Source organism: Stenotrophomonas muris (genome assembly GCF_052751275.1).
The window spans coordinates 1,643,854-1,669,377 of record NZ_CP199879.1 but is presented as its reverse complement, the minus strand read 5'-3'; the positions used below and the strand labels follow the sequence as shown (position 1 = coordinate 1,669,377).

19 protein-coding genes are annotated in these 25,524 nt (G+C 67.2%); 13 read left to right on the top strand and 6 right to left on the bottom strand.

The window, feature by feature from the left end:
* Nucleotides 1-35: 35 nt before the first annotated feature.
* From ACUVWL_RS07530 to ACUVWL_RS07515, 4 genes are all read right to left on the bottom strand, one after another.
* Entirely contained in the window at nucleotides 36-497 is a 462-nt protein-coding gene (locus ACUVWL_RS07530; RefSeq protein WP_142234665.1) for a DUF4304 domain-containing protein, read from the bottom strand.
* A gap of 147 nt (nucleotides 498-644) precedes the next feature.
* Nucleotides 645-1,226, bottom strand: coding sequence for an NAD(P)H-dependent oxidoreductase (locus ACUVWL_RS07525; protein WP_049408776.1), 582 nt, complete (start codon nucleotides 1,224-1,226; stop codon nucleotides 645-647).
* A gap of 55 nt (nucleotides 1,227-1,281) precedes the next feature.
* On the bottom strand, nucleotides 1,282-1,677 hold the full coding sequence (locus ACUVWL_RS07520) for a MerR family transcriptional regulator (RefSeq protein WP_445978993.1): 396 nt from the start codon (nucleotides 1,675-1,677) through the stop codon (nucleotides 1,282-1,284).
* 4 nt (nucleotides 1,678-1,681) lie between these two features.
* Nucleotides 1,682-2,443, bottom strand: a complete 762-nt coding sequence (locus tag ACUVWL_RS07515) for a 3-oxoacyl-ACP reductase (protein WP_414611750.1) — start codon at nucleotides 2,441-2,443, stop codon at nucleotides 1,682-1,684.
* A 138-nt stretch (nucleotides 2,444-2,581) separates the two neighbouring features.
* On the opposite strand from ACUVWL_RS07515, the gene ACUVWL_RS07510 reads away from it, so the two are divergent.
* The 5 genes from ACUVWL_RS07510 (at nucleotide 2,582) to ACUVWL_RS07490 (ending at nucleotide 9,504) form a co-directional block, all read left to right on the top strand.
* Nucleotides 2,582-3,253, top strand: coding sequence for a 4-hydroxy-tetrahydrodipicolinate reductase (locus ACUVWL_RS07510; protein ID WP_445979163.1), 672 nt, complete (start codon nucleotides 2,582-2,584; stop codon nucleotides 3,251-3,253).
* Nucleotides 3,254-3,589: 336 nt separating this feature from the next.
* Nucleotides 3,590-4,717 carry a glutamine-hydrolyzing carbamoyl-phosphate synthase small subunit gene (gene carA / locus ACUVWL_RS07505; protein WP_014646993.1) on the top strand — a complete coding sequence of 376 codons (1,128 nt, stop codon included), beginning with the start codon at nucleotides 3,590-3,592 and terminating at the stop codon, nucleotides 4,715-4,717.
* A gap of 149 nt (nucleotides 4,718-4,866) precedes the next feature.
* Nucleotides 4,867-8,109 (top strand): carbamoyl-phosphate synthase large subunit, encoded by a 3,243-nt coding sequence (gene carB / locus ACUVWL_RS07500; protein ID WP_014646994.1) that lies wholly within the window; start codon nucleotides 4,867-4,869, stop codon nucleotides 8,107-8,109.
* An 8-nt stretch (nucleotides 8,110-8,117) separates the two neighbouring features.
* Nucleotides 8,118-8,582, top strand: coding sequence for a transcription elongation factor GreA (greA, locus tag ACUVWL_RS07495; RefSeq protein ID WP_026347191.1), 465 nt, complete (start codon nucleotides 8,118-8,120; stop codon nucleotides 8,580-8,582).
* Between the two features lie 4 nt (nucleotides 8,583-8,586).
* On the top strand, nucleotides 8,587-9,504 hold the full coding sequence (locus ACUVWL_RS07490) for a Regulatory protein, RpfE type (protein WP_014646995.1): 918 nt from the start codon (nucleotides 8,587-8,589) through the stop codon (nucleotides 9,502-9,504).
* A gap of 112 nt (nucleotides 9,505-9,616) precedes the next feature.
* Here ACUVWL_RS07490 and ACUVWL_RS07485 read toward each other — a convergent pair whose 3' ends face one another.
* Nucleotides 9,617-10,657 (bottom strand): DUF1176 domain-containing protein, encoded by a 1,041-nt coding sequence (locus ACUVWL_RS07485; RefSeq protein ID WP_049440092.1) that lies wholly within the window; start codon nucleotides 10,655-10,657, stop codon nucleotides 9,617-9,619.
* A 148-nt stretch (nucleotides 10,658-10,805) separates the two neighbouring features.
* Between ACUVWL_RS07485 and recJ the strand changes: the two genes are divergently transcribed.
* Together recJ and ACUVWL_RS07475 are read left to right on the top strand one after the other, a co-directional pair.
* Complete coding sequence (recJ, locus tag ACUVWL_RS07480) at nucleotides 10,806-12,563, top strand: single-stranded-DNA-specific exonuclease RecJ (protein ID WP_445978992.1); 1,758 nt, start codon at nucleotides 10,806-10,808, stop codon at nucleotides 12,561-12,563.
* 142 nt (nucleotides 12,564-12,705) lie between these two features.
* Complete coding sequence (locus ACUVWL_RS07475) at nucleotides 12,706-15,618, top strand: VIT domain-containing protein (protein WP_445978991.1); 2,913 nt, start codon at nucleotides 12,706-12,708, stop codon at nucleotides 15,616-15,618.
* Between the two features lie 102 nt (nucleotides 15,619-15,720).
* Here the strand turns inward: ACUVWL_RS07475 and ACUVWL_RS07470 are convergent, their stop codons facing one another.
* Nucleotides 15,721-16,920 (bottom strand): acyltransferase family protein, encoded by a 1,200-nt coding sequence (locus ACUVWL_RS07470; protein WP_046429954.1) that lies wholly within the window; start codon nucleotides 16,918-16,920, stop codon nucleotides 15,721-15,723.
* A 175-nt stretch (nucleotides 16,921-17,095) separates the two neighbouring features.
* Here ACUVWL_RS07470 and ACUVWL_RS07465 point away from each other — a divergent pair, with 175 nt between their 5' ends.
* The 6 genes from ACUVWL_RS07465 to lysS all read left to right on the top strand — a co-directional run bounded on the left by ACUVWL_RS07465 (nucleotide 17,096) and on the right by lysS (nucleotide 25,498).
* Nucleotides 17,096-17,956 carry a LytTR family DNA-binding domain-containing protein gene (locus ACUVWL_RS07465; protein ID WP_032959458.1) on the top strand — a complete coding sequence of 287 codons (861 nt, stop codon included), beginning with the start codon at nucleotides 17,096-17,098 and terminating at the stop codon, nucleotides 17,954-17,956.
* 70 nt (nucleotides 17,957-18,026) lie between these two features.
* Nucleotides 18,027-19,152, top strand: a protein-coding gene (gene prfB, locus ACUVWL_RS07460; protein WP_014037064.1) for a peptide chain release factor 2 whose coding sequence is annotated in 2 segments (ribosomal slippage) — nucleotides 18,027-18,101 and nucleotides 18,103-19,152 — 1,125 coding nt in all. Because the reading frame shifts where the segments join, the coding sequence is not laid out codon by codon here.
* Nucleotides 19,153-19,308: 156 nt separating this feature from the next.
* Complete coding sequence (locus ACUVWL_RS07455) at nucleotides 19,309-20,091, top strand: helix-turn-helix transcriptional regulator (RefSeq protein ID WP_021204557.1); 783 nt, start codon at nucleotides 19,309-19,311, stop codon at nucleotides 20,089-20,091.
* 646 nt (nucleotides 20,092-20,737) lie between these two features.
* Nucleotides 20,738-22,123 (top strand): NAD-dependent succinate-semialdehyde dehydrogenase, encoded by a 1,386-nt coding sequence (locus ACUVWL_RS07450; protein ID WP_445978990.1) that lies wholly within the window; start codon nucleotides 20,738-20,740, stop codon nucleotides 22,121-22,123.
* A gap of 62 nt (nucleotides 22,124-22,185) precedes the next feature.
* The gene (locus tag ACUVWL_RS07445) at nucleotides 22,186-23,826 is read left to right on the top strand and encodes an acetolactate synthase large subunit (RefSeq protein WP_329768615.1); all 1,641 of its coding nucleotides are present in this window, start codon (nucleotides 22,186-22,188) and stop codon (nucleotides 23,824-23,826) included.
* Nucleotides 23,827-23,986: 160 nt separating this feature from the next.
* Nucleotides 23,987-25,498 carry a lysine--tRNA ligase gene (lysS, locus tag ACUVWL_RS07440; protein WP_049440102.1) on the top strand — a complete coding sequence of 504 codons (1,512 nt, stop codon included), beginning with the start codon at nucleotides 23,987-23,989 and terminating at the stop codon, nucleotides 25,496-25,498.
* Nucleotides 25,499-25,524 lie beyond the last annotated feature (26 nt).

Here is a 25,524-nt window from a genome sequence, read left to right as displayed (position 1 = left end):
GTGGGTGCGAACCTTGGTTCGCACGCTCTCGGGATTCAGACCTCTCTGCGGATGATCGCCCGGAAGTTCCCGTCCCGGTTCAATCGCCGCACCGATTCCCTGTTCCCATGGGCTGCCGCGAAACCTGCCACGTCGGCCAGGGCATCGAGCAGCAGGGCCTTCAACGCGTCGCGGTTACCGGCCTCCAGCAGATCTTCAAGATCCTGCTGGATGAAGGTCCGGCGCAGGCCCGGCGTTTCTTCGATCCGCCAGTCGACATGGGGCGTGGGGATGCTGGAGCGGTACCGGAAAGCCGTTTCAAGATCGTCAGGCGCGAGGGGATACGTGAGCAGTTCCGGAAAGTAGAGTCCAGCATTCACATAGAAGCCCCGGCTTTCGCTGGCGCGCTGGTGATTCACGACAAGCAGCGCGGCGTCCAGCAAGCGGTAGCGGGTCGTCGACGTCCCGGCAAAGCCGGTCTTCCTGGCGCACTTGCTGAAGACAGTCGAGGATTTCATGGGCTTTGCCTGGGCCGTAACAAGGGCCCACAGCCTTGAGGCGCAGTGCCTGACGGTCAATTGGCAAACGCGACACCCGCAACGAGCGCTCCAGGTGGGTGCGAACGCTCCAGGTGGGTGCGAACCTTGGTTCGCACGCTCTTCCAGCTAGTTGGCCCGTGAGCCCAGCTCCGCTGCCAACGCCAGCCACCGGTTGCGTTGCTCCGGCGAGCTGCTGCGCACCGCACCGAGTCGGCTGACCCGCACCGGGCGGATGCCGCAGAATTCCAGAATAGTGGCGCGGATCTGGGTGATGCCCGGGTCGCGGTAGATCCAGCGGTAATACCAGGGCGGCGTATCCAGCGTGGTGATCACCCGTGCGCTGCGACCGGCCAGCAGCCGGTCCCACCAGACTGAATCGCGCCGGTAGCGGAAGGCGTACCCCGGCAGCAGCACGCGATCGAAGAAGCCCTTCAGCAGCGCCGGCATCGCGCCCCACCAGGTGGGATAGACCAGCACCAGATGGTCGCAGGCCTCGATCGCATCCGCAGTGTCCTGCAGGTCGGCTTCCAGCGGCTGGATCTGGCGGTAGCCATGGCGCAGCACCGGATCGAACTCGAGTTCGCCCAGTGCGATCAGGCGCACCCGATGGCCAGCATTCTCGGCGGCGGTGGCGTAGCGCTGGGCGAGGGCACCGCACAGGCTGTCGCGGTCGGGATGGCCGAGCAGGATCAGGATGGAACGGGACACGGCAACCTCGGGCAATGGAAAGTGCGCGAGGTTGGGCTATGCCCTTGGGGCAGAGTCAACCACCAGCGGCGCAGCCGCTGGGTTCCAGGATGCAGTCACCGCTGCCGGAGTGCAGCCACTGCCGCAGTTCGTCGCTGACCTGCTGCAGGTCGAGCTCGACCTGCGCCAGCCGTGCCCGCTCGCTGGCGATGCGGCTGCGTTGTTGCTCAAGCAGGGCCAGCACCGCGGGCCAGTCGAGCCGTCCGTCGCGGCCCTGCAGGCGGGAGATCGCGGCCAGGGTGATGCCCAGCGCCAACGCCTGGCGGATCAGCTGCACCCAGGCCACATCCTGTTCGCCGTAGTCGCGATAGCGGTTCAGCCGCGGCACCGGCGGCAGTAGTCCGCGCGCCTCGTACAGGCGGATGGCCTTGGCGCTGGCGCCGGTCAGGCGGCTGACCTCGGAAATGCGCATTGGCTCAGTCCCGCACCAGCCCGCCATCGACCACCAGGTTCTGCCCGGTCACCGCGCGCGACCAGGGGCTGGCGAAGAACAGCGCGGCATCGGCGAATTCTGCTGGCGTGGTAACGCTGCGCAGTGGCGTGTTGGCGGCGATGTAGTCGAACACTGCCTCCGGCGTGGCAGCGCTGGCATCGGTGGTGCGCAGCAGGCCGCCGGACAGCATGTTCACGGTGATGCCATGTGGGCCGAGGTCGCCGGCCAGCGTGCGCGTGAGGGACAGTAGCGCGGCCTTGGCGGCGGTGTAGTCGTGGTAGGGCACGACCGGGTTCTGGAACAGGTTGGTGCCGATGTTGATGATGCGGCCGAAGCGGCGGGCCTGCATGCCGGGCAGGGCGGCCTGCACGGTGTTCAGCGCGCCGCGCACGCTGCCCTCGAACTGCGCCTGGAACGCCGACCAGCCGATATCGGCGGCGCCGTCGCGGGCATCACCATTGAACGAGAACGCGGCGAGCGCGTTGTTGACCACGGTGGTGACGCCCTGGCCGAAGTGGGCCAGGGCGTGCTGCAGCATTGCATCGACCTGGCTGCGGTCGGTGACGTCGGCCGGCAGCGCGATCGCCTGTCCGCCCAGCTCGGCGGCCAGCGCCCGTGCGGGGCCTTCGCTGCGGTGGTAGTTGACGATGACGCGCGCACCCTGCGCCGCGAACGCGCGGGCGATGTGCTGGCCAAGGCCGCGGCCGGCGCCGGTGACCAGCACCAGCTGTTCGCTGATCTGCATGAAGGGGCTGCCATCCATTGCATGAAAGGGCATGCAGCGTAGCAGTGATGGCGCTTGCCGGAGCAGGCGTGCTGCCGCTAGCCTGCAGGCATGAACCAGACTCCCCTGCGATTGCTCATTCACGGCGCCTCCGGGCGCATGGGCCAGGCCCTGCTGCGGCTGGCCGCCGAACATCCCGAAACCCTGCAGATCGTGGCCGCAGTGACCGGCCGTGCGCCGGCACAGCGCGTGGTCGACGGCGTGCCGTTCTTCGGCGCCAGTGAGCTGCCCGGCGCGCCGGTGTTCGATGTGGCGATCGACTTCAGCCTGCCGGAGGGTTTCGACCCGATGCTGGCGTTGTGCGTGGAACGCCGCGCGGGGCTGGTGTCGGGCACCACCGGTATCTCCAGCACGCAGCGGCAAGCGTTGGAGGCCGCGGCGGCGAAGATCCCGCTGGTGTGGGCCTCGAACTTCAGCCTGGGCGTGGCGGTACTGGACGAACTGGTGGAGCGCGCGGCGCAGGCGCTGGCCGGCTGGGACTGCGACATCGTCGAATCGCACCACACCCAGAAGAAGGATGCGCCATCGGGCACCGCGCTGACCCTGGGCGCGGCCGCGCAGCGGGGCGGGGCGGAGCCGCACTACGCCAGCCTGCGTGCCGGTGACATCGTGGGCGAGCACATGGTGCAGTTCACCGGTCTGGGCGAGCGCATCGAGCTGGTGCATCGGGCCACCAACCGCGACATCTTTGCCCGCGGCGCCCTGTTCGCCGCCCGCCAGCTGCAGGGGCGGGCGCCGGGCAGCTACCGGGTGCGGGACCTGCTGCAGTAGGGCGGGCTGATTCCTGGGGTCGGATCCCTTTCCTGCGGAAAGGGCTCTGACCCCATCCGAGGGCGCCTGGGGTCAGAGCCTTTCCCATTCGGGAAATGGATCCGACCCCGCCTCCGGCCCGCATACGCCATCGGATTGAAATGAATGCGCAATCGCCTGTTCATGAAGCGCGATAACCGCTGGCGCGAGCGCCCCGGCAGCGCTACAATTCGCACTCGCCGAATCACGAAAGCCGGACCGGTCCCAGACCGTACGTCCGCGCTTTTTTGCAACCGGATTTCCGTGAAGCGCAGGCGTGACTTCGGCAGCCCCCTCGGTAGCCAAAGTGAGATTCCCGTGACCCAAGCCGCAATCCTCGTCCTCGAAGACGGCACCGTATTCGAGGGCGAATCCGTAGGCGCGCCCGGCCTGTCCGTCGGTGAGGTGGTGTTCAACACCGCCATGACCGGCTACCAGGAAGTGCTGACCGACCCGTCCTACGCCCGGCAGATGGTCACGCTGACCTATCCGCATATCGGTAACACCGGCATGACCGACCAGGACAACGAAGCGTCCAAGGTGTGGTCGGCCGGCCTGATCGTGCGCGACGTTCCGCGCCGCCCCAGCAACTGGCGCAGCCAGGTGTCGCTGCAGGACTGGCTGATCCAGCGTGGCGTGGTCGCCATCGCCGGCATCGACACCCGCAAGCTGACCCGCATCCTGCGCGAGAAGGGCGCGCAGAACGGTGCGCTGATGGCCGGCGACATCGACGTGGAAAAGGCACTGGAAGCCGCCCGCAAGTTCCCGGGGCTGAAGGGCATGGATCTGGCCAAGGTCGTCACTACCGAGAAGACCTACACCTGGACCGAGGGCCAGCTGGACCTGGATGCCAACGCTTTCGTCAGCGTGCCGGCCCGGTTCAAGGTCGTGGCCTACGACTTCGGCGTGAAGACCAACATCCTGCGCATGCTGGCCGAGCGTGGCTGCGAAGTGACCGTGGTACCGGCGCAGACCCCGGCCGCCGAAGTGCTGGCCCTGAAGCCGGACGGCGTGTTCCTGTCCAACGGCCCGGGTGACCCGGAGCCGTGTGACTACGCCATCGAAGCGATCAAGACCTTCATCGATGTGAAGATCCCGACCTTCGGCATCTGCCTGGGCCACCAGCTGCTGGGCCTGGCCTCGGGCGCGCAGACCATGAAGATGGGCCATGGCCACCACGGTGCCAATCACCCGGTGCAGGACCTGGACAGCGGCCGGGTGATGATCACCTCGCAGAACCACGGCTTCGCGATCGATGAAGCGACCCTGCCGCCGACCCTGCGCGTGACCCACCGTTCGCTGTTCGACGGCACCAACCAGGGTGTCGCCCGCACCGACGTGCCGGCGTTCTCGTTCCAGGGCCACCCGGAAGCGTCGCCGGGCCCGACCGATGTCGGTCCGCTGTTCGACCGCTTCGTGGTGCTGATGGAGCAGGCCAAGGCGTGATCAGTACGCCGCCGGCCCCCCGGTGGCGTCGCGATGGACCGTAAACCCCGCATCGCTGCTGCCCCCGGCGCGGCGCTGCGGATCAAGATTCCTGATCGACAGCGTGCGATCACTCCCCCTTGTCACGCTGTACTGACTTAGAGAAGAAAATGCCCAAGCGCACTGACCTCAAGACCATCCTCATCATCGGTGCTGGCCCGATCGTCATCGGCCAGGCCTGCGAGTTCGACTACTCCGGCGCCCAGGCCTGCAAGGCCCTGCGTGACGAGGGTTACCGCGTGGTGCTGGTCAACAGCAACCCGGCCACGATCATGACCGACCCGGAGATGGCCGACGCCGTCTACATCGAGCCGATCAACTGGCAGACGGTCGAGAAGATCATCGCCAAGGAAAAGCCCGATGCGCTGCTGCCGACCATGGGTGGCCAGACCGCGCTGAACTGCGCGCTGGACCTGGCCGACAACGGCGTGCTGGAGAAGTACAACGTCGAACTGATCGGCGCCAAGCGCGAAGCGATCCGCATGGCCGAAGACCGCGAGCTGTTCCGCGTGGCCATGGGTGAGATCGGCCTGGAATGCCCGACCGCCGCCGTCGCCCACACCCTGGACGAAGCGCTGGAGATCCAGACCCGCGTCGGCTACCCGACCATCATCCGCCCCAGCTTCACCCTGGGCGGCAGCGGTGGCGGCATCGCCTACAACCGCGAAGAGCTGGTCGAGATCGTCAGCCGCGGCCTGGAACTGTCGCCGACCACCGAGGTGCTGGTGGAAGAGTCGGTGCTGGGCTGGAAGGAATTCGAGATGGAAGTGGTCCGCGATACCGCTGACAACTGCATCATCGTCTGCTCGATCGAAAACCTTGACCCGATGGGCGTGCACACCGGTGACTCGATCACCGTGGCGCCGGCGCAGACCCTCACCGACAAGGAATACCAGCGCCTGCGCGATGCCTCCATCGCCGTGCTGCGCAAGATCGGCGTCGATACCGGTGGCTCGAACGTGCAGTTCGGCATCAACCCGAAGACCGGCCGCGTGGTCGTCATCGAGATGAACCCGCGCGTGTCGCGTTCCTCGGCGCTGGCCTCCAAGGCCACCGGCTTCCCGATCGCCAAGGTCGCCGCCAAGCTGGCCGTGGGTTACACCCTGGACGAACTGAAGAACGAGATCACCGGCGGCCTGACCCCGGCCTCGTTCGAGCCGTCCATCGATTACGTCGTCACCAAGATCCCGCGCTTCGCCTTCGAGAAGTTCCCGGCCGCCGACGCCCGCCTGACCACCCAGATGAAGTCGGTGGGCGAGGTGATGGCGATGGGCCGTACCTTCCAGGAGTCGGTGCAGAAGGCCCTGCGTGGCCTGGAAACCGGCAAGGTCGGCTTCGACCCGACCGGCCTGGACCTGGCCAACGAAGACGACCTGCAGACCCTGCGTCGCGAGTTGAAGGCGCCGGGCCCGGAGCGCCTGTTCTTCGTCGCCGACGCGTTCCGCGCCGGCATGAGCGTGGAAGAGATCTACGCACTGTCGTTCATCGACCACTGGTTCCTGGACCAGATCGAGGAAATCATCGCTGCAGAAGGCGAAGTCGCGGCCGGTGGCATCGACGCGCTGGATGCCGCACGCCTGCGCAAGCTGAAGCGTGCTGGCTTCTCCGATGCGCGCCTGGCGCAGCTGACCGGCACCAATGAAGCCGCCATCCGCGCGCTGCGTCGTGCGCACAAGGTGCGCCCGGTCTACAAGCGCGTGGACTCCTGCGCCGGTGAATTCTCCACCGGCACCGCCTACCTGTACTCGACCTACGAGGACGAGTGCGAGGCCGCGCCGAGCAACCGCGACAAGATCATGATCCTGGGCGGTGGCCCGAACCGCATCGGCCAGGGCATCGAGTTCGACTACTGCTGCGTGCACGCGGCACTGGCGCTGCGCGAGGATGGCTATGAAACCATCATGGTCAACTGCAACCCGGAAACCGTGTCGACCGACTACGACACCTCCGACCGCCTGTACTTCGAACCGCTGACCCTGGAAGACGTGCTGGAGATCGTCGAACTGGAACAGCCGAAGGGCGTGATCGTGCAGTACGGCGGCCAGACCCCGCTGAAGCTGGCGCGCGCGCTGGAAGCCAATGGCGTGCCGGTGATCGGCACCAGCCCGGACTCGATCGACCTGGCCGAAGACCGCGAGCGCTTCCAGCAGCTGGTCGACACGCTGGGCCTGAAGCAGCCGCCGAACCGCATCGCCCGCAACGACCAGGAAGCCCTGCTGCTGGCCCGCGAGATCGGCTACCCGCTGGTGGTGCGCCCGAGCTACGTGCTGGGCGGCCGTGCGATGGAAATCGTCTACGGCGAAGCCGACCTGGCCCGCTACGTGCGCGACGCGGTGAAGGTGTCCAACGATTCGCCGGTGCTGCTGGACCGCTTCCTCGACAACGCCGTGGAGTGCGACGTCGACATCATTGCCGATGCCCAGGGCAACGTCCTGATCGGTGGCGTGATGGAGCACATCGAAGAAGCCGGCGTGCACTCGGGCGATTCCTCGTGCTCGCTGCCGCCGTACTCGCTGTCGGCTGAAACCCAGGCCGAGCTGCGCCGCCAGGTGGTGGAGCTGGCCAAGGCCCTGAACGTGGTCGGCCTGATGAACACCCAGTTCGCGATCCAGACCAGCGACGAGGGTGCCGACACCATCTACCTGCTGGAAGTGAACCCGCGTGCCTCGCGCACCGTGCCGTTCGTGTCCAAGGCCACCGGCATGCCGCTGGCCAAGATCGCCGCCCGCTGCATGGCCGGCAAGACGCTGGCCGAGCAGGGCGCGACCAAGGAAATCGTGCCGGACTACTACTCGGTGAAGGAAGCGATCTTCCCGTTCGCCAAGTTCCAGGGCGTCGACCCGATCCTCGGGCCGGAGATGCGCTCCACCGGTGAGGTGATGGGCGTGGGCCGCACCTTCAACGCCGCCTTCGCGCGGGCGCAGGAAGCCGGCGGCATCAAGGCCCCGCCGGTTGGCAAGGCCTTCGTCTCGGTGCGTGATCCGGACAAGAAGCGCGTGCTGCCGGTGGCCAAGGCGCTGCTGGCGCGTGGCTACAGCCTGGTCGCCACCCGTGGCACCGCCGCCTGGCTGCAGCAGCACGGCATGGACTGCGAGATCATCAACAAGGTGGTCGAAGGCCGTCCGCACATCGTCGACTCGATCAAGAACGGCGAGATCGTCTACATCGTCAACACGACCGAAGGTCGTTCGGCGATCAACGACTCGTTCTCGATCCGTCGCGAGGCGCTGCAGCATCGCGTCACCTACTCGACCACCATTGCCGGCGCCAAGGCGCTGGTGGATTCACTGGAATTCCGCGGCACCGGTCCCGTCTGGTCGCTGCAGGAGCTGCACAAGGAGTTGAATGCATGAGAGCCCCCATCACCATGAAGGGCGCGCAGAAGCTGCGCGACGAACTGGATCACCTGAAGTCGGTCAAGCGCCCGAAGGTGATCGCCGCCATCGCCGAAGCGCGTGAGCATGGCGACCTGAAGGAGAACGCCGAGTACCACGCCGCGCGCGAGGAACAGGGCTTCATCGAAGGCCGCATCAAGCAGCTGGAAGGCGAGCTGTCGCACGCCGAGATCATCGACGTGAGCAAGCTCAACGCCGGCTCCAAGGTGGTGTTCGGCGCCAGCGTGACGCTGGCCGACGTGGAAACCGACGAAGAGAAGAAGTACCAGATCGTCGGTGACCTGGAAGCGGACATCAAGCTGGGCCTGATCGCGATTTCCTCGCCGGTGGCGCGCGCGATGATCGGCAAGCTGGAAGGCGATTCGATCGTGATCGACGCCCCGGCCGGCCAGCGCGAGTACGAGATCGTCAGCGTCAGCTACGTGGACTGACACGGTGGCAACGGCGACCCTGCTGTTGCCGGCCCGCAGCCGCTTTGCCGCGGCTGCGTTGCCGGACGATGTGGCACGTGCGCTCGGCCGTGCCACGACCGTGCAGGTCGCGCCGGGCGAACGCGCGCAGCTGACGCGCCATTTTGCGGTTGCCGCGCCGCACTGGCCGGTGGCCGCGTTGACCCGCCAGCGCGACGTCGGCGATGCCGCCGGCGCCAGCTGGCTGCGTGCCGATCCGGCCTGCATGGTGCCGGACATGCATGGCGCGCGGATGATGGCCTACGGCGAAACGCTGCGGCCGACGCTGGCCGACAGCCTGGCCCTGCTGCCGGTGCTGCAGCCCTTGTTTGCCGATGCCGGGTTCGTGCTTGACGCACCGGACCCGTCGCGCTGGTACCTGCGGCTTCCAATCGACCTGGTGCTGCCGGACTTCAATAGTCCGGACGAGGTGCTGGGCGATGACCTGTTCTCGCATCTGCCGGAGGGCGAGGGCGGCCGTCGCTGGCGGGCGCTGATGACCGAAGCGCAGGTACTGCTGCACAACCATTCCTGGAACCAGCAGCGCGCCGCTCAGGGACAACAGCCGATCAATTCGCTGTGGTTCTGGGGCGGTGGCGTGATGCCGGTGTCGGTCAGCACGCCGCACGCACAGGTGCGCAGCCGCGATGCCCTGCTGCAGGGCCTGGCCCTGGCGGCTGGCGTAGCCGTCGATGGCGAACAGGCGGTGGATGCACTGGTCGACCTGCGCCAGCTGCGTTCGCTGCAGCAGCTCGGCAATGATGCAATCCGGCCGCTGCTGGCCGCGCTGAAGCGTGGCGAGCTGCAGCGGCTGGTGCTGGATTTCGAGGACGGCCTGCAGTTCCAGCTGGACCGCGGCCAGCGCTGGCAGTTCTGGAAGAAGCCGCGGCAGCTTCACGATTGATCGGGGTCGACCGATCGGGGTCGGATCCGTTTTCCATCGGAAAACGGCTCTGACCCCCAGGGTTTGTCGGGGTTGCCGACCAGCGGCCGGCACTACCGCAGGTAGCGGCGCCTCAACGGACCTCGCTGACCACCGTCGGCAGTGTCCAGTGCCCGCCGAGCATATTGCGACACTGGCCCGTCGTGAAATCGCTGCTCTTCACGAAGCGCTCCCCGTCCCACACCCAGTCATTGGCGGAGATGCAATCGCCGACACCGCGGCCTCGGGAGCGGCCTCGCAGCGTAGCGTCATCGCGGTCAAAATCTTCGGCCAGGTTGGTGACAAAGGTCGCTTGGTAAGGCGATCTGTCTCGCACCACCCAGTAGGCGTTGCTCATGTTGTAGGCACCCACGAAGCAACTGGTGCTTGCCAGTACATGCTGGGCGTCCAGTCGCTGGATCTCGATCTCATCTGCCCCGCCATCGCTCAGGCGGCCGCACTCATCCGGCTTCGGCAGGCTGGCGATCAGCGCCTTGCGCAGGCCCGGTGCCTTGGCCAGCGCCGCGTCCGAGGCGCGCGGTGCCATCAGCGTGCCGCGCACGATCACTGGCACCGGCAACGCCGCAGGCACGCTCGCTTCGGGCTTGTCGCCACGCCGCACCAGCGCACCGGGCGTGCCCAGCCGGCCCTGGGCCTCGTCCATCTTCAGCAGTACGGCCGCTGCGCCGCTGTCGGAGATCGGCCACGCCTTGCCCTTGCCGTCGATGATCTCGATGCGTGCCTGGCGCGGCAGTGCGGCGACCAGTGCATCGGTCTGTGCCTGCTGCAACAACACGTTGTCCCCGTCGCCGGTGTCGTGCACCGGGCCCAGGTCCTTGCCGTTCAGGCGCAGGCGCAGCGCCCCGGTCGGCGTCGGGCTTTCGCCATCCTCGCCATTGCGCAGCCGCGCGAGCACCTTCGTACCCGGGCCGCCCGCGCGTTCCAGCATCAGGCTGAGCAGATTGCCGGGTTCTTCCGGGCTGTAGCCGGCGGCGCGGCAGGTGCGGGTGTTGTCACAGGCCAGCGACCAGTCGTTGTGCTGGAACTGCACGCCGGCCTTCGGTTCGGGCGTGGCGGCGTGGGCGGCCGGGGCCAGGGCGAGGCCCAGCAGCGCGGGAAGCAGCGTGCGATGCATGCGTTGAAGTCCATTTCAGGGCCGACAAGCATGGAAGATATGCTGGCAGATTCCAAATGCTCGCGATCAGGGGGGGGGAGCCTCCTGCGGGCAGAGAGATCCGACCCCGCGCTATCATGGGGATGTCTTCCGCAACCCGGCGATGCCGATGTCCCTTGCCGCCGATGCTGTGCAGCCATTCCCTGATACGCCGACGATCCGCCGCCGCGATGCGGTCGCGCCCGGCAGCTGGCCGGAGGGCACGCTGCCGCTGCTGGCGCGTCTCTATGCCAACCGGGGCGCCGGTACACCGGAGTTGGCGCAGCCGAGACTGGGCCATCTGCACGCCCCCGAGCTGCTGACCGGCATCGATGATGCGGTGGGTCTGCTGATCGAGGCCATCGCCAATGACAAGCGCATCCTGGTGGTCGGCGATTTCGATTGCGATGGCGCCACCGCCTGTGCGGTCGGCGTGCGTGGCCTGCGCATGCTCGGCGCGCAGCATGTCTTCCACGCGGTGCCGAACCGAATGGTGCACGGCTACGGCCTGTCACCCTCACTGGTGGAGGAGCTGGCCGAGCTGCAGCCGGACCTGCTGGTCACGGTCGACCACGGCATCGCCTGCCATGCGGGCGTGATCGCGGCCAAGGCGCGGGGCTGGCAGGTGCTGGTCACCGACCATCACCTACCCGGGCCGCAGCTGCCGCCGGCCGATGTCATCGTCGATCCCAATCTCGACGGTGATGCCTTCCCCAGCAAGTCGCTGGCCGGCGTCGGCGTGATCTTCTACGTGCTGATGGCGCTGCGCCGGCACATGCGCGAGGCCGGCGTCTTCGCCGATGGCAAGGGGCCGGACCTGACCACGCTGCTGGACCTGGTGGCGGTCGGCACCGTCGCCGACCTGGTGGCGCTGGATCCGAACAACCGGGCACTGGTCAGCGCGGGCCTGCGGCGTCTGCGCGCGGGGCAGGGCTGTGTCGGCCTGCGTGCGCTGATCGAAGCCAGCGGCCGTGATGCCGCGCGGCTCACAGCCACCGACATCGGCTTCGCGCTCGGCCCGCGCCTGAATGCCGCGGGCCGGCTGGAAGACATGGCGCTGGGCATCGCGCTGCTGCTGACCGAAGACCCGCGCCAGGCGCGCGAGATCGCGCAGACGCTGGAGCAGATCAATTCGGAACGGCGCGCCGTGCAGCAGTCGATGACCGATGACGCCGAGCAGGCGTTGACCCGGGTAGTGCTGGACATGGCCGGTCAGCGACCGGTGGCGGCCTGCCTGTTCGATGCCGACTGGCATCCGGGCGTGGTCGGCCTGGTCGCGTCGAAGATGAAGGACCGCCTGCATCGACCGGTGATCGCCTTCGCGCCGGCCGAACCTGGCGCCGACACCCTGCGAGGCTCGGCGCGCTCCATTCCCGGCCTGCACATCCGTGACGCCCTGGCGCTGGTCGATGCGCGCCATCCGGGCCTGATCGAACGCTTCGGCGGCCACGCCATGGCGGCCGGGCTCAGCCTGCGGCGTGACCACGTCGATGACTTCAAGGCCGCCTTCGTCGCCGTGGTGCTGGAAATGCTCGATCCGGCGGCACTGCAGCAGCAGGTCCTCAGCGACGGTGAGCTGGCCGCCAACGAACTCGATCATCGCCATGCCGATGCGCTGCGTCTGGCAGGCCCATGGGGCCAGGGCTTCCCCGAGCCGCTGTTCGACGGCCACTTCGAAGTGGCCAACTGGCGCGTGCTGAAGGAGCGTCACCTGAAGCTGGAGCTGCGCCTGCCGGGCGTGCCCGGCACCATCAACGCGATCCACTTCGGCGGCTGGCACGGCAACGCGCCCGGTCGCCATGTGCATCTCGCCTATCGCCTCGCCTGCGACGACTATCGCGGCGGCAGCGCCATCCAGCTGATCGTGGAGCACTGCCTGCCCGCATAGAAAAAGGGGACGGAGGGGATTAAGTCGCTTGTGCCTTGTTTGCCACTTGCGACTTAATCCCCTCCGTCCCCTTTTTGGGGGCGCCAACCCCATTACGGTTGCTGGTGCGTTCAAAGGTTCACGATCCCACTGGAGTCCGCTCATGGTCTTCGTCCGTTGCTGCACTGTGTTGTTGCTGGCCCTCGCGGCCTGGCCCGCTGGCGCGCAGTCGCCGCCGATCTCCCGGCCGCAGGCCAGCATGCCTTTGCTGATTGCCCCGGCCGCCGAGCAGGCGGTGCAGCTGCGACACGCCCGCATCGAAGGCGAAGTCCAGGCCGGCATCGCCCAGACCCGGATCACACTGGAATTCCACAACCCGAACCGGCGCGTGCTGGAGGGCGAGCTGCAGTTCCCGCTGGCCGACGGTCAGCAGGTCAGCGGCTTCGCGCTGGATATCAACGGCGAGATGCGTGACGCGGTGCCGGTGCCCAAGGATCGCGGCCGCCAGGTGTTCGAGGAGATCGCCCGTCGCGGGGTCGACCCGGGCCTGCTGGAACAGACCGCCGGCAACCAGTTCCGGTTGCGCATCTACCCGCTGCCGGCCGGCGGTAGCCGGCGCGTGGAGCTGGTGATTCGCGAGCCGTTGGCCTTCGCCGGACAAGGCTGGCAGTGGACGCTGCCGCTGCAGTTCGCCGCCGGCGCGGCCTCGGTTGAACTGAAACTGCAGACACCCGGCGCGACCACTGCAGGTACGGCACCCTTCCGCATCAGCGCGGGCCAACTGCTGTGGCAGGGCAAGGGCGCGCAGTTGCCGCAGCAGCTGCAGTCGAACCTGCCGGCAGCACGTCAGGCGCAGGTCCAGGTGGCGCCCTGGCAGGATGGGCACTACCTGCTGGCACAACTGCCGGTGGCGGCCAGCAGTAAGCCGCGCACGCTGCCCAGCGAGATCGGCCTGCTGTGGGACGGCTCCGGATCGGCGGGACAGCGCGATCGCTCACGGGAGTTCGCCCTGCTGGATCGCTACTTCGCTGCGCTGGGTGACGGCACCGTGGCCTTGACCGTGCTGCGGGATCGCGCCGAGCCGGTAAGGCGCTTCCGCATCCGCGCCGGTAACTGGAGTGAGCTGCGTGCGGCACTGCAGGCCGTACGCCCGGACGGTGCCAGCGCGCTGGCGCAGTGGCAGCCGCAATCGAGCGTGAAGGAATACCTGCTGTTCAGCGATGGCCTGCTGACCTATGGGCCGGAACAGCTGCCGGCGATGGCGCCGGACCAACGCCTGTTTGCGGTCAGCAGCGCCGGCGCGCGCACCGATGCCGTGCGACTGCGTGGATGGAGCGAAGCGCATGGCGGTCGCTTCGTAGCGCTGGGGAAGGATGTCGAATTGGCCGCCCGTGAGCTGCTGTCGTCGCCGCTGGATGTGCAGGTCGATGCAGGGCGCGGCGTGCAGGACGTGGTGATCGATCGTCGCAGTGAAGCCCAGGGCTGGTTGTGGCTGCATGCACGACTGGCGGCCGACGGCGTGCCGATGCGGGTGCGCGTGGGTGGCGGCGAATGGCAGGCGCTGCCCGCCACGCAGAAGAGCAAAGACGGTGAACTGCTGGCAGGCTTGTGGGCGCAGGCGCGCCTGCAGCAGCTGGCCGCCGACCGCCGTGGCAACCGTGAGGCGATGCAGCGCCTGTCACAACAGTTCGGCCTGGTCGGGCCGGATACCTCGCTGATCGTGCTGGAGACGCTGGAGGACTACCTGCGCTATGCGATCCGCCCTTCGGGCACGTTGCGCGCCGAGTACGACGCCAGGTTTGCAGTGCAGGTAAGTGATCGCGCCGCAGCCGATCGCCAGCGCCTGGATGAAGTGGCCGCTCGCTGGAAGGAGCGCCAGCAGTGGTGGAACCGCAGCTGGCCGAAGGGTGTGCCGCCGCAGCCGAAGGGCGGGGCACTCGAAGTGGCCTCCGCGGACTACGCGATGGAATCAGCACCGGTGGCGATGCTCGCCGCGCCGGCGCCGGCGGCACCACCCGCCCCGGCACCGATGGCCGCCGCCGCCGAGCAGCGCATGGAAGCCAGCAGCGCGCGTGCGCGTCGCTCAGCGCCTGCATCGAACAATGCCCTGGATTCAATCACGGTCACTGGTGGCCGTGTCGCTGCGCCCGCTGCTGCCAACGACGGCCAACTCGGCATCCAGCTGGCGGCCTGGCAGCCGGACTCGGCCATCGCCCGGCGCCTGCGCGAGGGCCCGCCGTCGCAACTCTACGACCGCTATCTGGCCGAGCGCGATGCCCACGCCGACAGCAGCGCGTTCTTCCTCGATGTGGCCGACCTGCTGCTGGAGCAGGGCCAGCGCGAACTGGCACTGCGGGTACTGTCGAACCTGGCCGAGATGGATCTGGACAACCGGCATCTGCTGCGCGTGCTCGGCTACCGGCTGATGCAGGCTGATGCCCCGGCACTGGCGGTGCCGGTGTTCGAGCAGGTGCTGGCGATGGGCCAGGAAGAACCGCAGAGCTTCCGCGACCTGGGCCTGGCGCTGGCAGCGGCCGGCAAGCCGCAGCAGGCGCTGGCGCCGCTGTACCAGGTGGTGGTGCGGCCGTGGGACAGCCGCTTCGATGGCATCGCCCTGATCGCATTGGATGAGCTGACCAACCTGGTGGCGCGCAGCACGCCACGGCTGGATACCTCGGCCATCGACCCGCGCCTGCTGCAGGCAATGCCGCTGGACCTGCGCGTGGTGCTGTCCTGGGATGCCGACAACAGCGACATGGACCTGTGGGTGACCGACCCGAACGGCGAGCGTGCCTACTACGGCAACCGCCAGACCTACCAGGGCGGGCGGATGTCGCAGGACTTCACCGGCGGCTATGGCCCCGAGCAGTTCTCGCTGCGCAACGCCAAGCCGGGCAAGTACAAGGTCGAGGCGAACTATTTCGGCAGTCGCCAGCAGCTGGTGACCGGTGCGACGACGCTGATGCTGCGCCTGACCACCCATTGGGGCACGGCCAAGCAGAAGGACCAGATGGTGACGATGCGGCTGAAGGATCGCGCCGAAACCGTGCTGGTGGGCGAGTTCGAGGTGCGTTGATCGCTCGGGCACCCGTGTAGAGTCGAGCTGGCTCGACTGCCTCAATGTAGAGCCGAGCCTGCGCTCGGCTCATGGCAGAAGCAGCCGAGCGTGGGCTCGGCTCTACACTACTGCGGTGCGCGCCATTGGCGCCGCCGGCGGATTCGCACGCAGGCCGAACAGGGGCCGCAGCCAACGCACGCGACGGATCAGCAACTCATGGATCAGCAGGCAGCCGCCGACAGTACCGGCCAGCAGCAGGGCCGGTTCCATCCACGGGCCCAACTGAAGTGGCTTGAGCCAGAACAGCAGCACGATGATCAGGCTCTGGTGCAGCATGTACCAGGGATAGATCGCCTCGGTGCAGTACGGCAGCCAGCGGAACGGGCGATCGAGGAAGACCTTTCCCCAGCCGAGGATGGCCAGCAGCGCGGTCCATACGTAAAGCGACTGGCTGGCCCGGCCCTGCAGGTCCCAGAACGGTTCGGGCCATTGCCGCAGCGGGGAATCGGCGGGCAATACCTGGCCGAGGATGCGCAACCCCAGATACCAGCCGACGGCAGCCAGCGCCAGCCATAGCGTGGTGCGGCGCAGGGCGACCACGCGCTCCCAGAACACCGGTTCACGACCCAGCAGGTAGCCGGCCAGGAACACCGTCGCGTACTTCGCGTGCTGGTACCAGTCGCCGAGCAGGGCATTGGTGGACGGGTAGATCGGCTCCAGCCAGATCACCCAGGCCAGCAGCAGGGCGGACGGAAGGCCGATCAGCAGCATCGGCGATGCTGCGCAGAGCGCCATCGCGCGGCGAACCACCGCCGTTCCCAGCAATGGCATCAACAGGGCCAAGGCCAGCGTGTAGTTCCACAGATAGGCCAGGTACCACAGGTGGTTCCAGGTGATGCCGTACTGCCAGCCGGCGAAGCTGCCTTCCGGCCACGGCCGCACCTGCCAGTAGCGCAGCAGGAAGTGGCCGAAGCCGGGTGCCACGTGGCCGTTGGCCACGCCTTCGCAATAGGGCTGGATCGGCACGATCACGAACATGCCGAACAGCAGCGGCAGCAGCAGCCGCCAGGTGCGCAGGCCGGCGAAGCGCAGCAACCTGCCTTCCGGCCGCATCAGCGCGATGGCGATACCCGAGATCAGGAACAGCAGCGACATCCGCCAGCGGTTGACGAACAGCATCGGCCACTGCAGCCATTCGGCGGTATGCACGCTCTTGAGGTGAAAGCCCCAGTCGTCCACGTAGGCCATGGCGGTGTGGTAGAGGATCAGCAGGGCGAAGGCGAACACGCGCAGGGCGTCGATGTCGTAGCGTCGGGTCATGGTGGTGGTGTGCCGGAGAGTCGAGCCAAGGTGACGCCGCCCGGTCCGTGCGGCGACTGGCAAGGGGCCGCTGGAACCGACGCAGTGACCAATGGCGGGGGTGGTGGGATCAATGGAGCCGCTACCCTTTGTCCCTTGAGGCAGGCTGGAGCACCGCAACGACATGGATGCAGCAATGACTCAGGGCCGACCATCGCGCTGGCGTACTTCAACCCGGCTGCTGGTATGGGCGGCGATCCTGTCGGCCTCGGCAGTGACCAATGCGCTGGTGGAAGTGATGGACGCCAGTCGCCGCGGCGCCGATCTCGGGCTGTGGGAGCCGATGATCTGGGAGTTCAGCAGCCTCGGCCTGGTCCTGTTGACCCTGCCGCTGCTGTGGTGGGGCTGCGAGCGCTGGCCGCTGCATGCCGATACCTGGAAGCGGCGATTGCCGCTGTATCTGCTGGCCAGCGTCGGCTGGTCGCTGCTGCACGTGGTGGGGATGGTGCTGCTGCGGCACCTGGCCTACGGGTCGCTGGGCCATCGCTACCAGGATGATGCCGGCTGGCTGGAGCGTTTTGCCTACGAATACCTGAAGGATGTACGCACGTTTGCGATGTTCGTGGCACTGGAGCACTTTGCCAGCTGGTTCGGCCGGCGCAGGCAGGGCGAGGCGAGCCTGCTGGCCGAGCCGGACGTCGGCCCGCCGGTGGAGCCGGTCGAGCGCCCCCAGCACTTCCTGGTGCGCAAGCTGGGCAAGGAGTTCCTGGTCGCCACGGCGGACGTGGAGTATGCCCAGGCCGCGGGGAACTATGTGAACCTGCGGGTACGCGGCCACGACTATCCGCTGCGGATCACCATGGCGGTGCTGGAGCAGCGGCTCGACCCGGGCGAGTTCCTGCGCCCGCACCGCAGCTGGCTGATCCATCGGGGCCAGCTGCGCTCGATCGAGCCGCTGGACGGTGGCGAGGCCCTGCTGCACATGGCCGACGGGGCGAAAGTGCCGTGCAGCCGGCGCCAGCTGCCGCTGCTGCGGCAGGCGCTGGGGGCAGGGTGAGGCCCTCATTCCGGGCACCCGCAGCCTGCGGTATCATTACCAGTCATCTTTTGAATGCACGACCGCCGACATGATCGAACTGAATCCTGTCCGCCAGCGCATCACCGATCTGACCGATCGCGTGCTGTCGCTTCGGGGGTATCTTTGACTACGACGCCAAGAAAGAGCGTCTTGAAGAAGTAACGCGGGAGCTGGAAAGCCCCGACGTCTGGAACAACGCCGAATACGCCCAGAACCTGGGCCGCGAGCGTTCCAGCCTGGAAAAGACCGTGGGCGGCATCGCCTCGGTGCTGGATGGCCTGAACGACGCCACCGAGCTGCTGGAGCTGGCCGAGTCCGAGCAGGACGAGGACACCGCCCTGGCCGTGGTCGCCGACCTGGACAAGCACCAGGCGCACGTGGAGAAGCTGGAGTTCCAGCGCATGTTCTCCGGCGAGATGGACAATGCGGCCGCGTTCGTGGACATCCAGGCCGGTGCCGGTGGTACCGAAGCCCAGGACTGGGCCGAGATCCTGCTGCGCATGTACCTGCGCTGGTGTGAATCGCGTGGCTGGAAGACCGAGCTGATGGAAGTCTCCGGCGGCGACGTTGCTGGCATCAAGTCGGCCACGCTGCGCGTGGAAGGCGACTATGCCTATGGCTGGCTGAAGACCGAGACCGGTGTGCACCGCCTGGTGCGCAAGTCGCCGTTCGACTCGGACAACCGCCGCCACACCAGCTTCACCTCGGTGTTCGTGTCGCCGGAAATCGACGACAACATCGACATCACCATCAACCCGGCCGACCTGCGTACCGACGTGTACCGTTCGTCCGGTGCCGGTGGCCAGCACGTGAACAAGACCGAGTCGGCGGTGCGTATCACCCACATCCCGACCAACATCGTCGTGGCCTGCCAGACCGGCCGCAGCCAGCACCAGAACCGCGACAACGCGATGAAGATGCTGGCCGCCAAGCTGTATGAACTGGAGATCCAGAAGCGCAACGCCGAGAAGGACGCGGTGGAAGCCACCAAGTCCGACATCGGCTGGGGCAGCCAGATCCGCAACTACGTGCTCGACCAGAGCCGCATCAAGGACCTGCGCACCGGCATCGAACGGTCGGACACGCAGAAGGTGCTGGACGGCGACCTGGACGAGTTCGTCGAGGCCAGCCTGAAGGCCGGCCTGGCCGTGGGCTCCAAGCGCGTCGATGCCTGATCGGCGCGCCTGCGCGGATATCGTCACCCTCGTGCGCAACGCCGAGGGTGGCTGATCACGCTTCCGATGTGGGGCCGAGCCCATGCTCGGCTGCTGTTGGCGCAGTAGCAGATGCGTCGAGCATGGCTCGACGCTACAACGGGTACGGCGGTAGCGATGATGCGCAGCGAAAGTGAACGCAAGGAACTCGGCGGCTTTCTCAAGGCCTGCCGCGCCCGTGTCGATCCTGCCACGCTCGGCCTGCCGGCCGGGCGCCGGCGTACCCCGGGCCTGAAGCGCGAGGAAGTCGCGCTGGCGATCGGGGTGAGCGTCAGCTGGTACACCTGGATCGAGCAGGGCCGTGAAGTGCGCGCCTCGCCCGAGGTGCTGGAGCGCCTGGCGCAGGTGCTGCGCATGAGCGACGACGAACGCGCCTACGCGTTCGCGCTGTCCGGCTACGGCGTGCCGCTGGAATCACCGGACGAGAGCGTGACCGACGGCTTGCGCCAGCTGGTGGAGGCGATGCAGCCGATCCCGGCCTATGTGCGCAACACCCGCTTCGACATCCTGGCCTGGAACCCGGCCATCGCCGATCTGTTCGTGGACTACAGCCAACTGGCGCCGCATGAGCGCAACACGCTGCGGCTGATGTTCCTGTACCCGCCGTACCGCACGCTGATCCTCAACTGGGAAGAAATGACCCGCGGCCTGCTGGCAGGCTTCCGTGCGGCGATGGCGCAGGCGCCGGACAAGGCGCCGTTCCTGGCGCTGGTGGAGGACATCGCGGCGCATAGCGAGGAGTTCCGCCAGTGGTGGCCGGAGCACGACGTGCGTCGGTTCGATGAAGGGGCGAAGAAGCTGAACCATCCCACGCGCGGGTTGCTGGACCTGCAGTACGTGGCGCTGGTGCCGGAGAGCCGGCACGATCTTTCCCTGGTCACTTACCTGCCGCGTAGGTAGGTTGGTCGGCAGGGCTTGCAGCCCTGCACCTGCTCAATGCAACGGCCAAAGCCAGAGCCAGAGCTAGAGCTGGATTCCGTGGGTTGGCGGGGCGGTGTCGGAGTGCGGGGACGCCGTAAACCCGTCCCTGGGGGCTTGGCAGCCGCATCCATGCGGCTGACACCCCGCACTCCGACACCGCCCCACCTTTGAAAGGTTCACGCGGCTGTTGGTAGGTGTCGACCTTGGTCGACACATCTGTCAGATATCGAAAGAAATTCCGGGGTCAGATCCGTTTTCCTATGGAAAACGGATCTGACCCCAAGAGCATTTCCGACAGATCGCGGAAAACCGTCGAAGGCGGGGTGGGTCCGGTTGCGGGAGTGTCCGCGGCATGGATGCCGCGGCCAAGCCCCCAAGGACGGGTTTACGGCGTCTCCCGCAACCGGACCCACCTCGCCATCCCACGGATAGCCCGCTGTTGCTGCTGCTTCGGCTGTTGCCGTTGCCTCTGCGGGTGCAGGGCGCAGCCCTGCAAGAGCCCCCATTCAGACAGGTAAGTGCAGGTCACAGGATAAGCAGACGCCTTGTTGCCTCCGCCAATCGGGTCCACATTCCTGTGCCGGAGACGGGCCGCCGCCCGTCGTCGAGACACCAGGAGACCTGCATGTCCGCTGCCCCCACCACCGCCATTTCCCGCGACCCGGCCACCGGCCAGCAGATCGCCAGCCATCCCTTCGCTACCGACGCCGAGCTGGAAACAATCCTGGATCGCGGCCAGGTCGGCTTTGCGGCCTGGAGCGTCAAGAGCCTCGAACAGCGCTCAGACGTACTGCGTGCGATGGCCGCGGTGCTACGCCGTGACCGTGAAAAGCTGGCCGCGCTGGCTACCGCCGAGATGGGCAAGGTGCAGGCCGAAGCACTGGCCGAGATCGAGAAGTGTGCCGTGCTGTGCGACTGGTACGCCGACCACGGTGCGCAGTTCCTGCGCGACGAGCCGACCCAGGTGCCCGACGACAAGGCTTACGTGTCCTACCTGCCGCTGGGCGTGGTGCTGGGCATCATGCCGTGGAATTTCCCGTACTGGCAGGTGATGCGCGCGGCGGTACCGATCCTGATGGGCGGCAACGGCTTCCTGCTGAAGCCGGCCGAGAACATCGTCGGCACCGCGCAGCTGCTCGATGCCGCCTGGCGTGATGCCGGGCTGCCGGAAGGCACCTTCATCGCCGCCAACATCAGCCGCGAGGGTACCAGCCGTGCGATCGCCGATGACCGCATCGCCGCCGTCACCCTGACCGGCAGCGTGGCCGCAGGCCGCAGCATCGCTGCCCAGGCCGGGCAGGCGCTGAAGAAGGTGGTGCTGGAACTGGGCGGCTCGGATCCGTTCATCGTGCTGGCTGACGCTGACCTGGATGCGGCCGTCGATGCGGCGGTGACCTCGCGCTTCCAGAACACCGGGCAGGTCTGCATTGCCGGCAAGCGCATCATCGTTGAAGACGCGGTGTACGGCCGCTTCGTGGCGCAGTTCTGCCAGAAAGTGCAGGCGCTGACCATCGGTGATGGCCGTGAAGCGGGCAATCGCGTTGGTCCGATGGCACGCCAGGACCTGCTGGAACAGTTGGACGCGCAGGTGCGCGCCTCGGTGGACGCAGGCGCGAAGCTGCTCGTCGGCGGCCATCAGCTCGATCGCCCGGGCGCGTTCTACGCGCCCACCGTACTGGCGGACGTGGAGCCGGGCATGCAGGCCTTTGACACGGAAACGTTCGGGCCGGTGGCCTCGATCAGCCGCGCCCGCGATGCCGACCACGCGGTGGAACTGGCCAACCAGAGCGAGTTCGGCCTCAGCGGCAACCTGTGGACCGGTGACCGCGCGCGGGCCATGCAGCTGGCGCGCCGGCTGCAGACCGGCGGTGTGTTCGTCAACGGCTTCTCCGCTTCCGACCCTCGCGTGCCGATCGGCGGTGTGAAGAAGAGCGGCTTCGGCCGCGAGCTCTCGCACTTCGGCATCCGTGAATTCGTCAACGCGCAGACAGTGTGGTTCGACAAGCATTGACGCGCGGCTCTCATCCTTCCTGCAACGATCCACCATCAGTCCAGCACAAAGGACGGCATCCGATGTCCAAGGGTTCAGATCTGCTCGTCGCCGCACTTGAGAACGAAGGCGTCGAGCGCATTTTCGGCATTCCCGGCGAAGAAAACCTCGACGTGGTCGAGTCGCTCCGCCATTCCAGCATCGAACTGGTCATCACCCGCCACGAACAGGCGGCGGTGTTCATGGCGGCCACTTACGGCCGCCTGACCGGCAAGCCGGGCGTATGCCTGGCCACGCTCGGCCCGGGCGCGCTCAACTTCACCACCGGCGCCGCCTATGCGCTGCTGGGTGCGTGGCCGGTGATCATGATCACCGGCCAGAAGGGCATCGTCGCCAGCAAGCAGGCGCGCTTCCAGATCGTCGACATCGTCGGCACGATGAAGCCGCTGACCAAACAGGCGCGGCAGATCGTCTCGGCACGCACCATTCCGACCATCGTCCGCGAGGCGTTCCGTGTCGCCCAGGAAGAGCGCCCGGGCCCGGTGTTGCTGGAGCTGCCCGAAGACATTGCTGCCGATGAGGTCGAGGGCGTGGCGCTGATTCCGCCGCACGCGGTGGACCGTCCCATTGCCAGCCCGGAGGCGCTGGATCGGGCAGCAGAGCTCATCCGCAATGCAAAGCGGCCGCTGCTGATGATCGCTTCGGCGGCCTCGCGGCCGCAGTCCAGCGACGCGCTGTCCGCGTTCGTGCTGCGCGCCGGCATCCCGTTCTTCACCACGCAGATGGGCAAGGGCGCGGTGGCCGGTGGTTCAGGCCTGTACATGGGCACCGCGGCGCTGACCGAGCGCGATTACGTGCACATGGCGATCGACCAGGCCGATGTGATCGTGACCATCGGCCACGAGGTCACCGAGAAGCCGCCATTCGTGATGCGCCCGGGTGGGCCGACGGTGATCCATATCGGGTACTCGCAGGCGGCGGTGGAACAGGTGTATTTCCCGCAGGTGGAGGTGATCGGCGATATCGGTCGTTCGCTGACCCAGCTGGCCGACCGCATCGAGGGCGCGGTGCCGGATGCCGCTGCGCTGCTGCCGCTGCGCGCGACCATCCTCGAACACCTGGCCGACCGGGCCGAAGAGGTCGGGTTCACCCCGCAGCGGCTGGTGCACGACGTGCGCCAGGTGATGCCGCCGGATGGCATCGTGGCGCTGGACAACGGCATGTACAAGATCTGGTTCGCGCGCAACTACCGCACCCAGGTGGCCAACACGCTGCTGCTGGACAACGCGCTGGCGACGATGGGCGCGGGCCTGCCGTCGGCGATCATGGCCTCGATCCTGTATCCGCAGCGGCGGGTGCTGGCGGTGTGCGGCGACGGCGGCTTCATGATGAACAGCCAGGAGCTGGAGACGGCCCGCCGGCTGGGCCTGAACCTGGTGGTGCTGATCCTCAACGACGGTGCCTACGGCATGATCCGCTGGAAGCAGGCCGTGGACGGATTCACCGACTACGGCATGACCTTCAGCAACCCCGATTTCGTGAAGTACGCCGAGGCCTATGGCTGCAAGGGCCACGAGGTGACGGCCATCGAGCAGTTCATCCCGACCCTGGAAGCGGCCTTCAACGAGGGCGGGGTGCACCTGGTGTCGGTGCCGGTGGACTATTCGGAGAACCAGCGGGTGCTGGTGGATGAGTTGCGCCAGGCGTTCCCCGGCAACAGGTAGACATCCAGGGTCCAGGCGGGGTCCCGGTCGGGGTCAGATCCCTTTGCGCAGCAGAGGGATCTGACCCCTCTCCCGGCTGGGGCTGGGCGGTTTTGGTATGCTGGGCAACCGGCTGTGCCGGGCGCTGCATCCCCCCTCACTACACGATTCCCGCAGATCCATGAGCGAAGCTACCGATACCCCCCCCGTCGACGAAAACAAGTTGATCGCCGAGCGCCGTGAGAAACTCAAAGCGCTGCGTGGGCAGGGCATCGCGTACCCGAACGACTTCCGTCGCGAGGACTTCGCCGGCCGCCTGCAGGAAGAATTCGCAGATGCCGAAACCTGGACCGCCGAGGCCCTGGAAGGCAACGGCCGCCAGGTGAAGATGGCGGGCCGCCTGATGGCCAAGCGCATCATGGGCAAGGCCAGCTTCGCGCAGATCCAGGACGAGTCCGGCCGCATCCAGCTGTTCCTGCAGGGCGCGGTGCTGGGCGATGCCTATACCGCCTTCAAGGGCTGGGACGTGGGCGACATCATCGCCGTCGAAGGCGGCCTGACCCGTACCAAGACCGGCGAGCTGTCGGTCAAGGCCGAATCGATCCGCCTGCTGACCAAGTCGCTGCGCCCGCTGCCGGACAAGTGGCATGGCCTGGCCGACGTCGAGCAGCGTTACCGCCAGCGTTACGTCGACCTGATCGTGACCCCGGAGTCGCGCGCGGTGTTCATCAAGCGCTCGAAGATCATCCGCGCCATGCGCGCGTGGCTGGACAACCGCGACTTCCTGGAAGTCGAGACGCCGATGATGCACTACATCCCCGGCGGCGCGGCGGCCAAGCCGTTCACCACCCACCACAATGCGCTGGACCTGGACCTGTACCTGCGCGTGGCGCCGGAGCTGTACCTCAAGCGCCTGACCGTGGGTGGCCTTGAGCGCGTGTACGAGATCAACCGCAACTTCCGCAATGAAGGCGTCAGCACCCGCCACAACCCGGAATTCACCATGATGGAGCTGTACGAGGCCTATGCCACGTACAACGAGATCATGGACCTGACCGAAGGCGTGATCCGTGACGTGGCCAAGGCCGTCAACGGTGGCACCGAGGTCGAATGGGACGGCGCGAAGATCGACCTGGGCCCGGCATTCCGCCGCTGGCGCATGGACGAGGCAGTCCGCCACCACAACCCGGAAATCTCCGTCGCCGATTGCACCGACCGCGATGCGCTGCTGCGCCATTGCGAGCGCCTGAAGATCCGCGTCAAGCCGTCCTACGGCTGGGGCAAGCTGCTGCTGGAGATCTTCGAGGCCACCGTTGAGCACACCCTGATCCAGCCGACCTTCATCACTGACCATCCGGTGGAGGTCTCGCCGCTGGCCCGTGCCAACGACAATGACCCGGGCTACACCGACCGCTTCGAGCTGTTCGTCAACGGCAAGGAGCTGGCCAACGGCTTCTCCGAGCTGAACGATCCGGAAGACCAGGCCCAGCGCTTCCAGGCCCAGGTGGCGGCGAAGGAAGGTGGCGATGACGAGGCCATGCACTACGACGCCGACTACATCCGTGCGCTGGAGTACGGCATGGCACCGACCGGCGGCCTCGGCATCGGCGTGGATCGCCTGGTGATGCTGCTGACCGGCAGCAGCTCGATCCGCGATGTACTGCTGTTCCCGTACATGCGTCCGGAGCAGTAAGTCGCCTTTTTGACTCCCGATTGTGC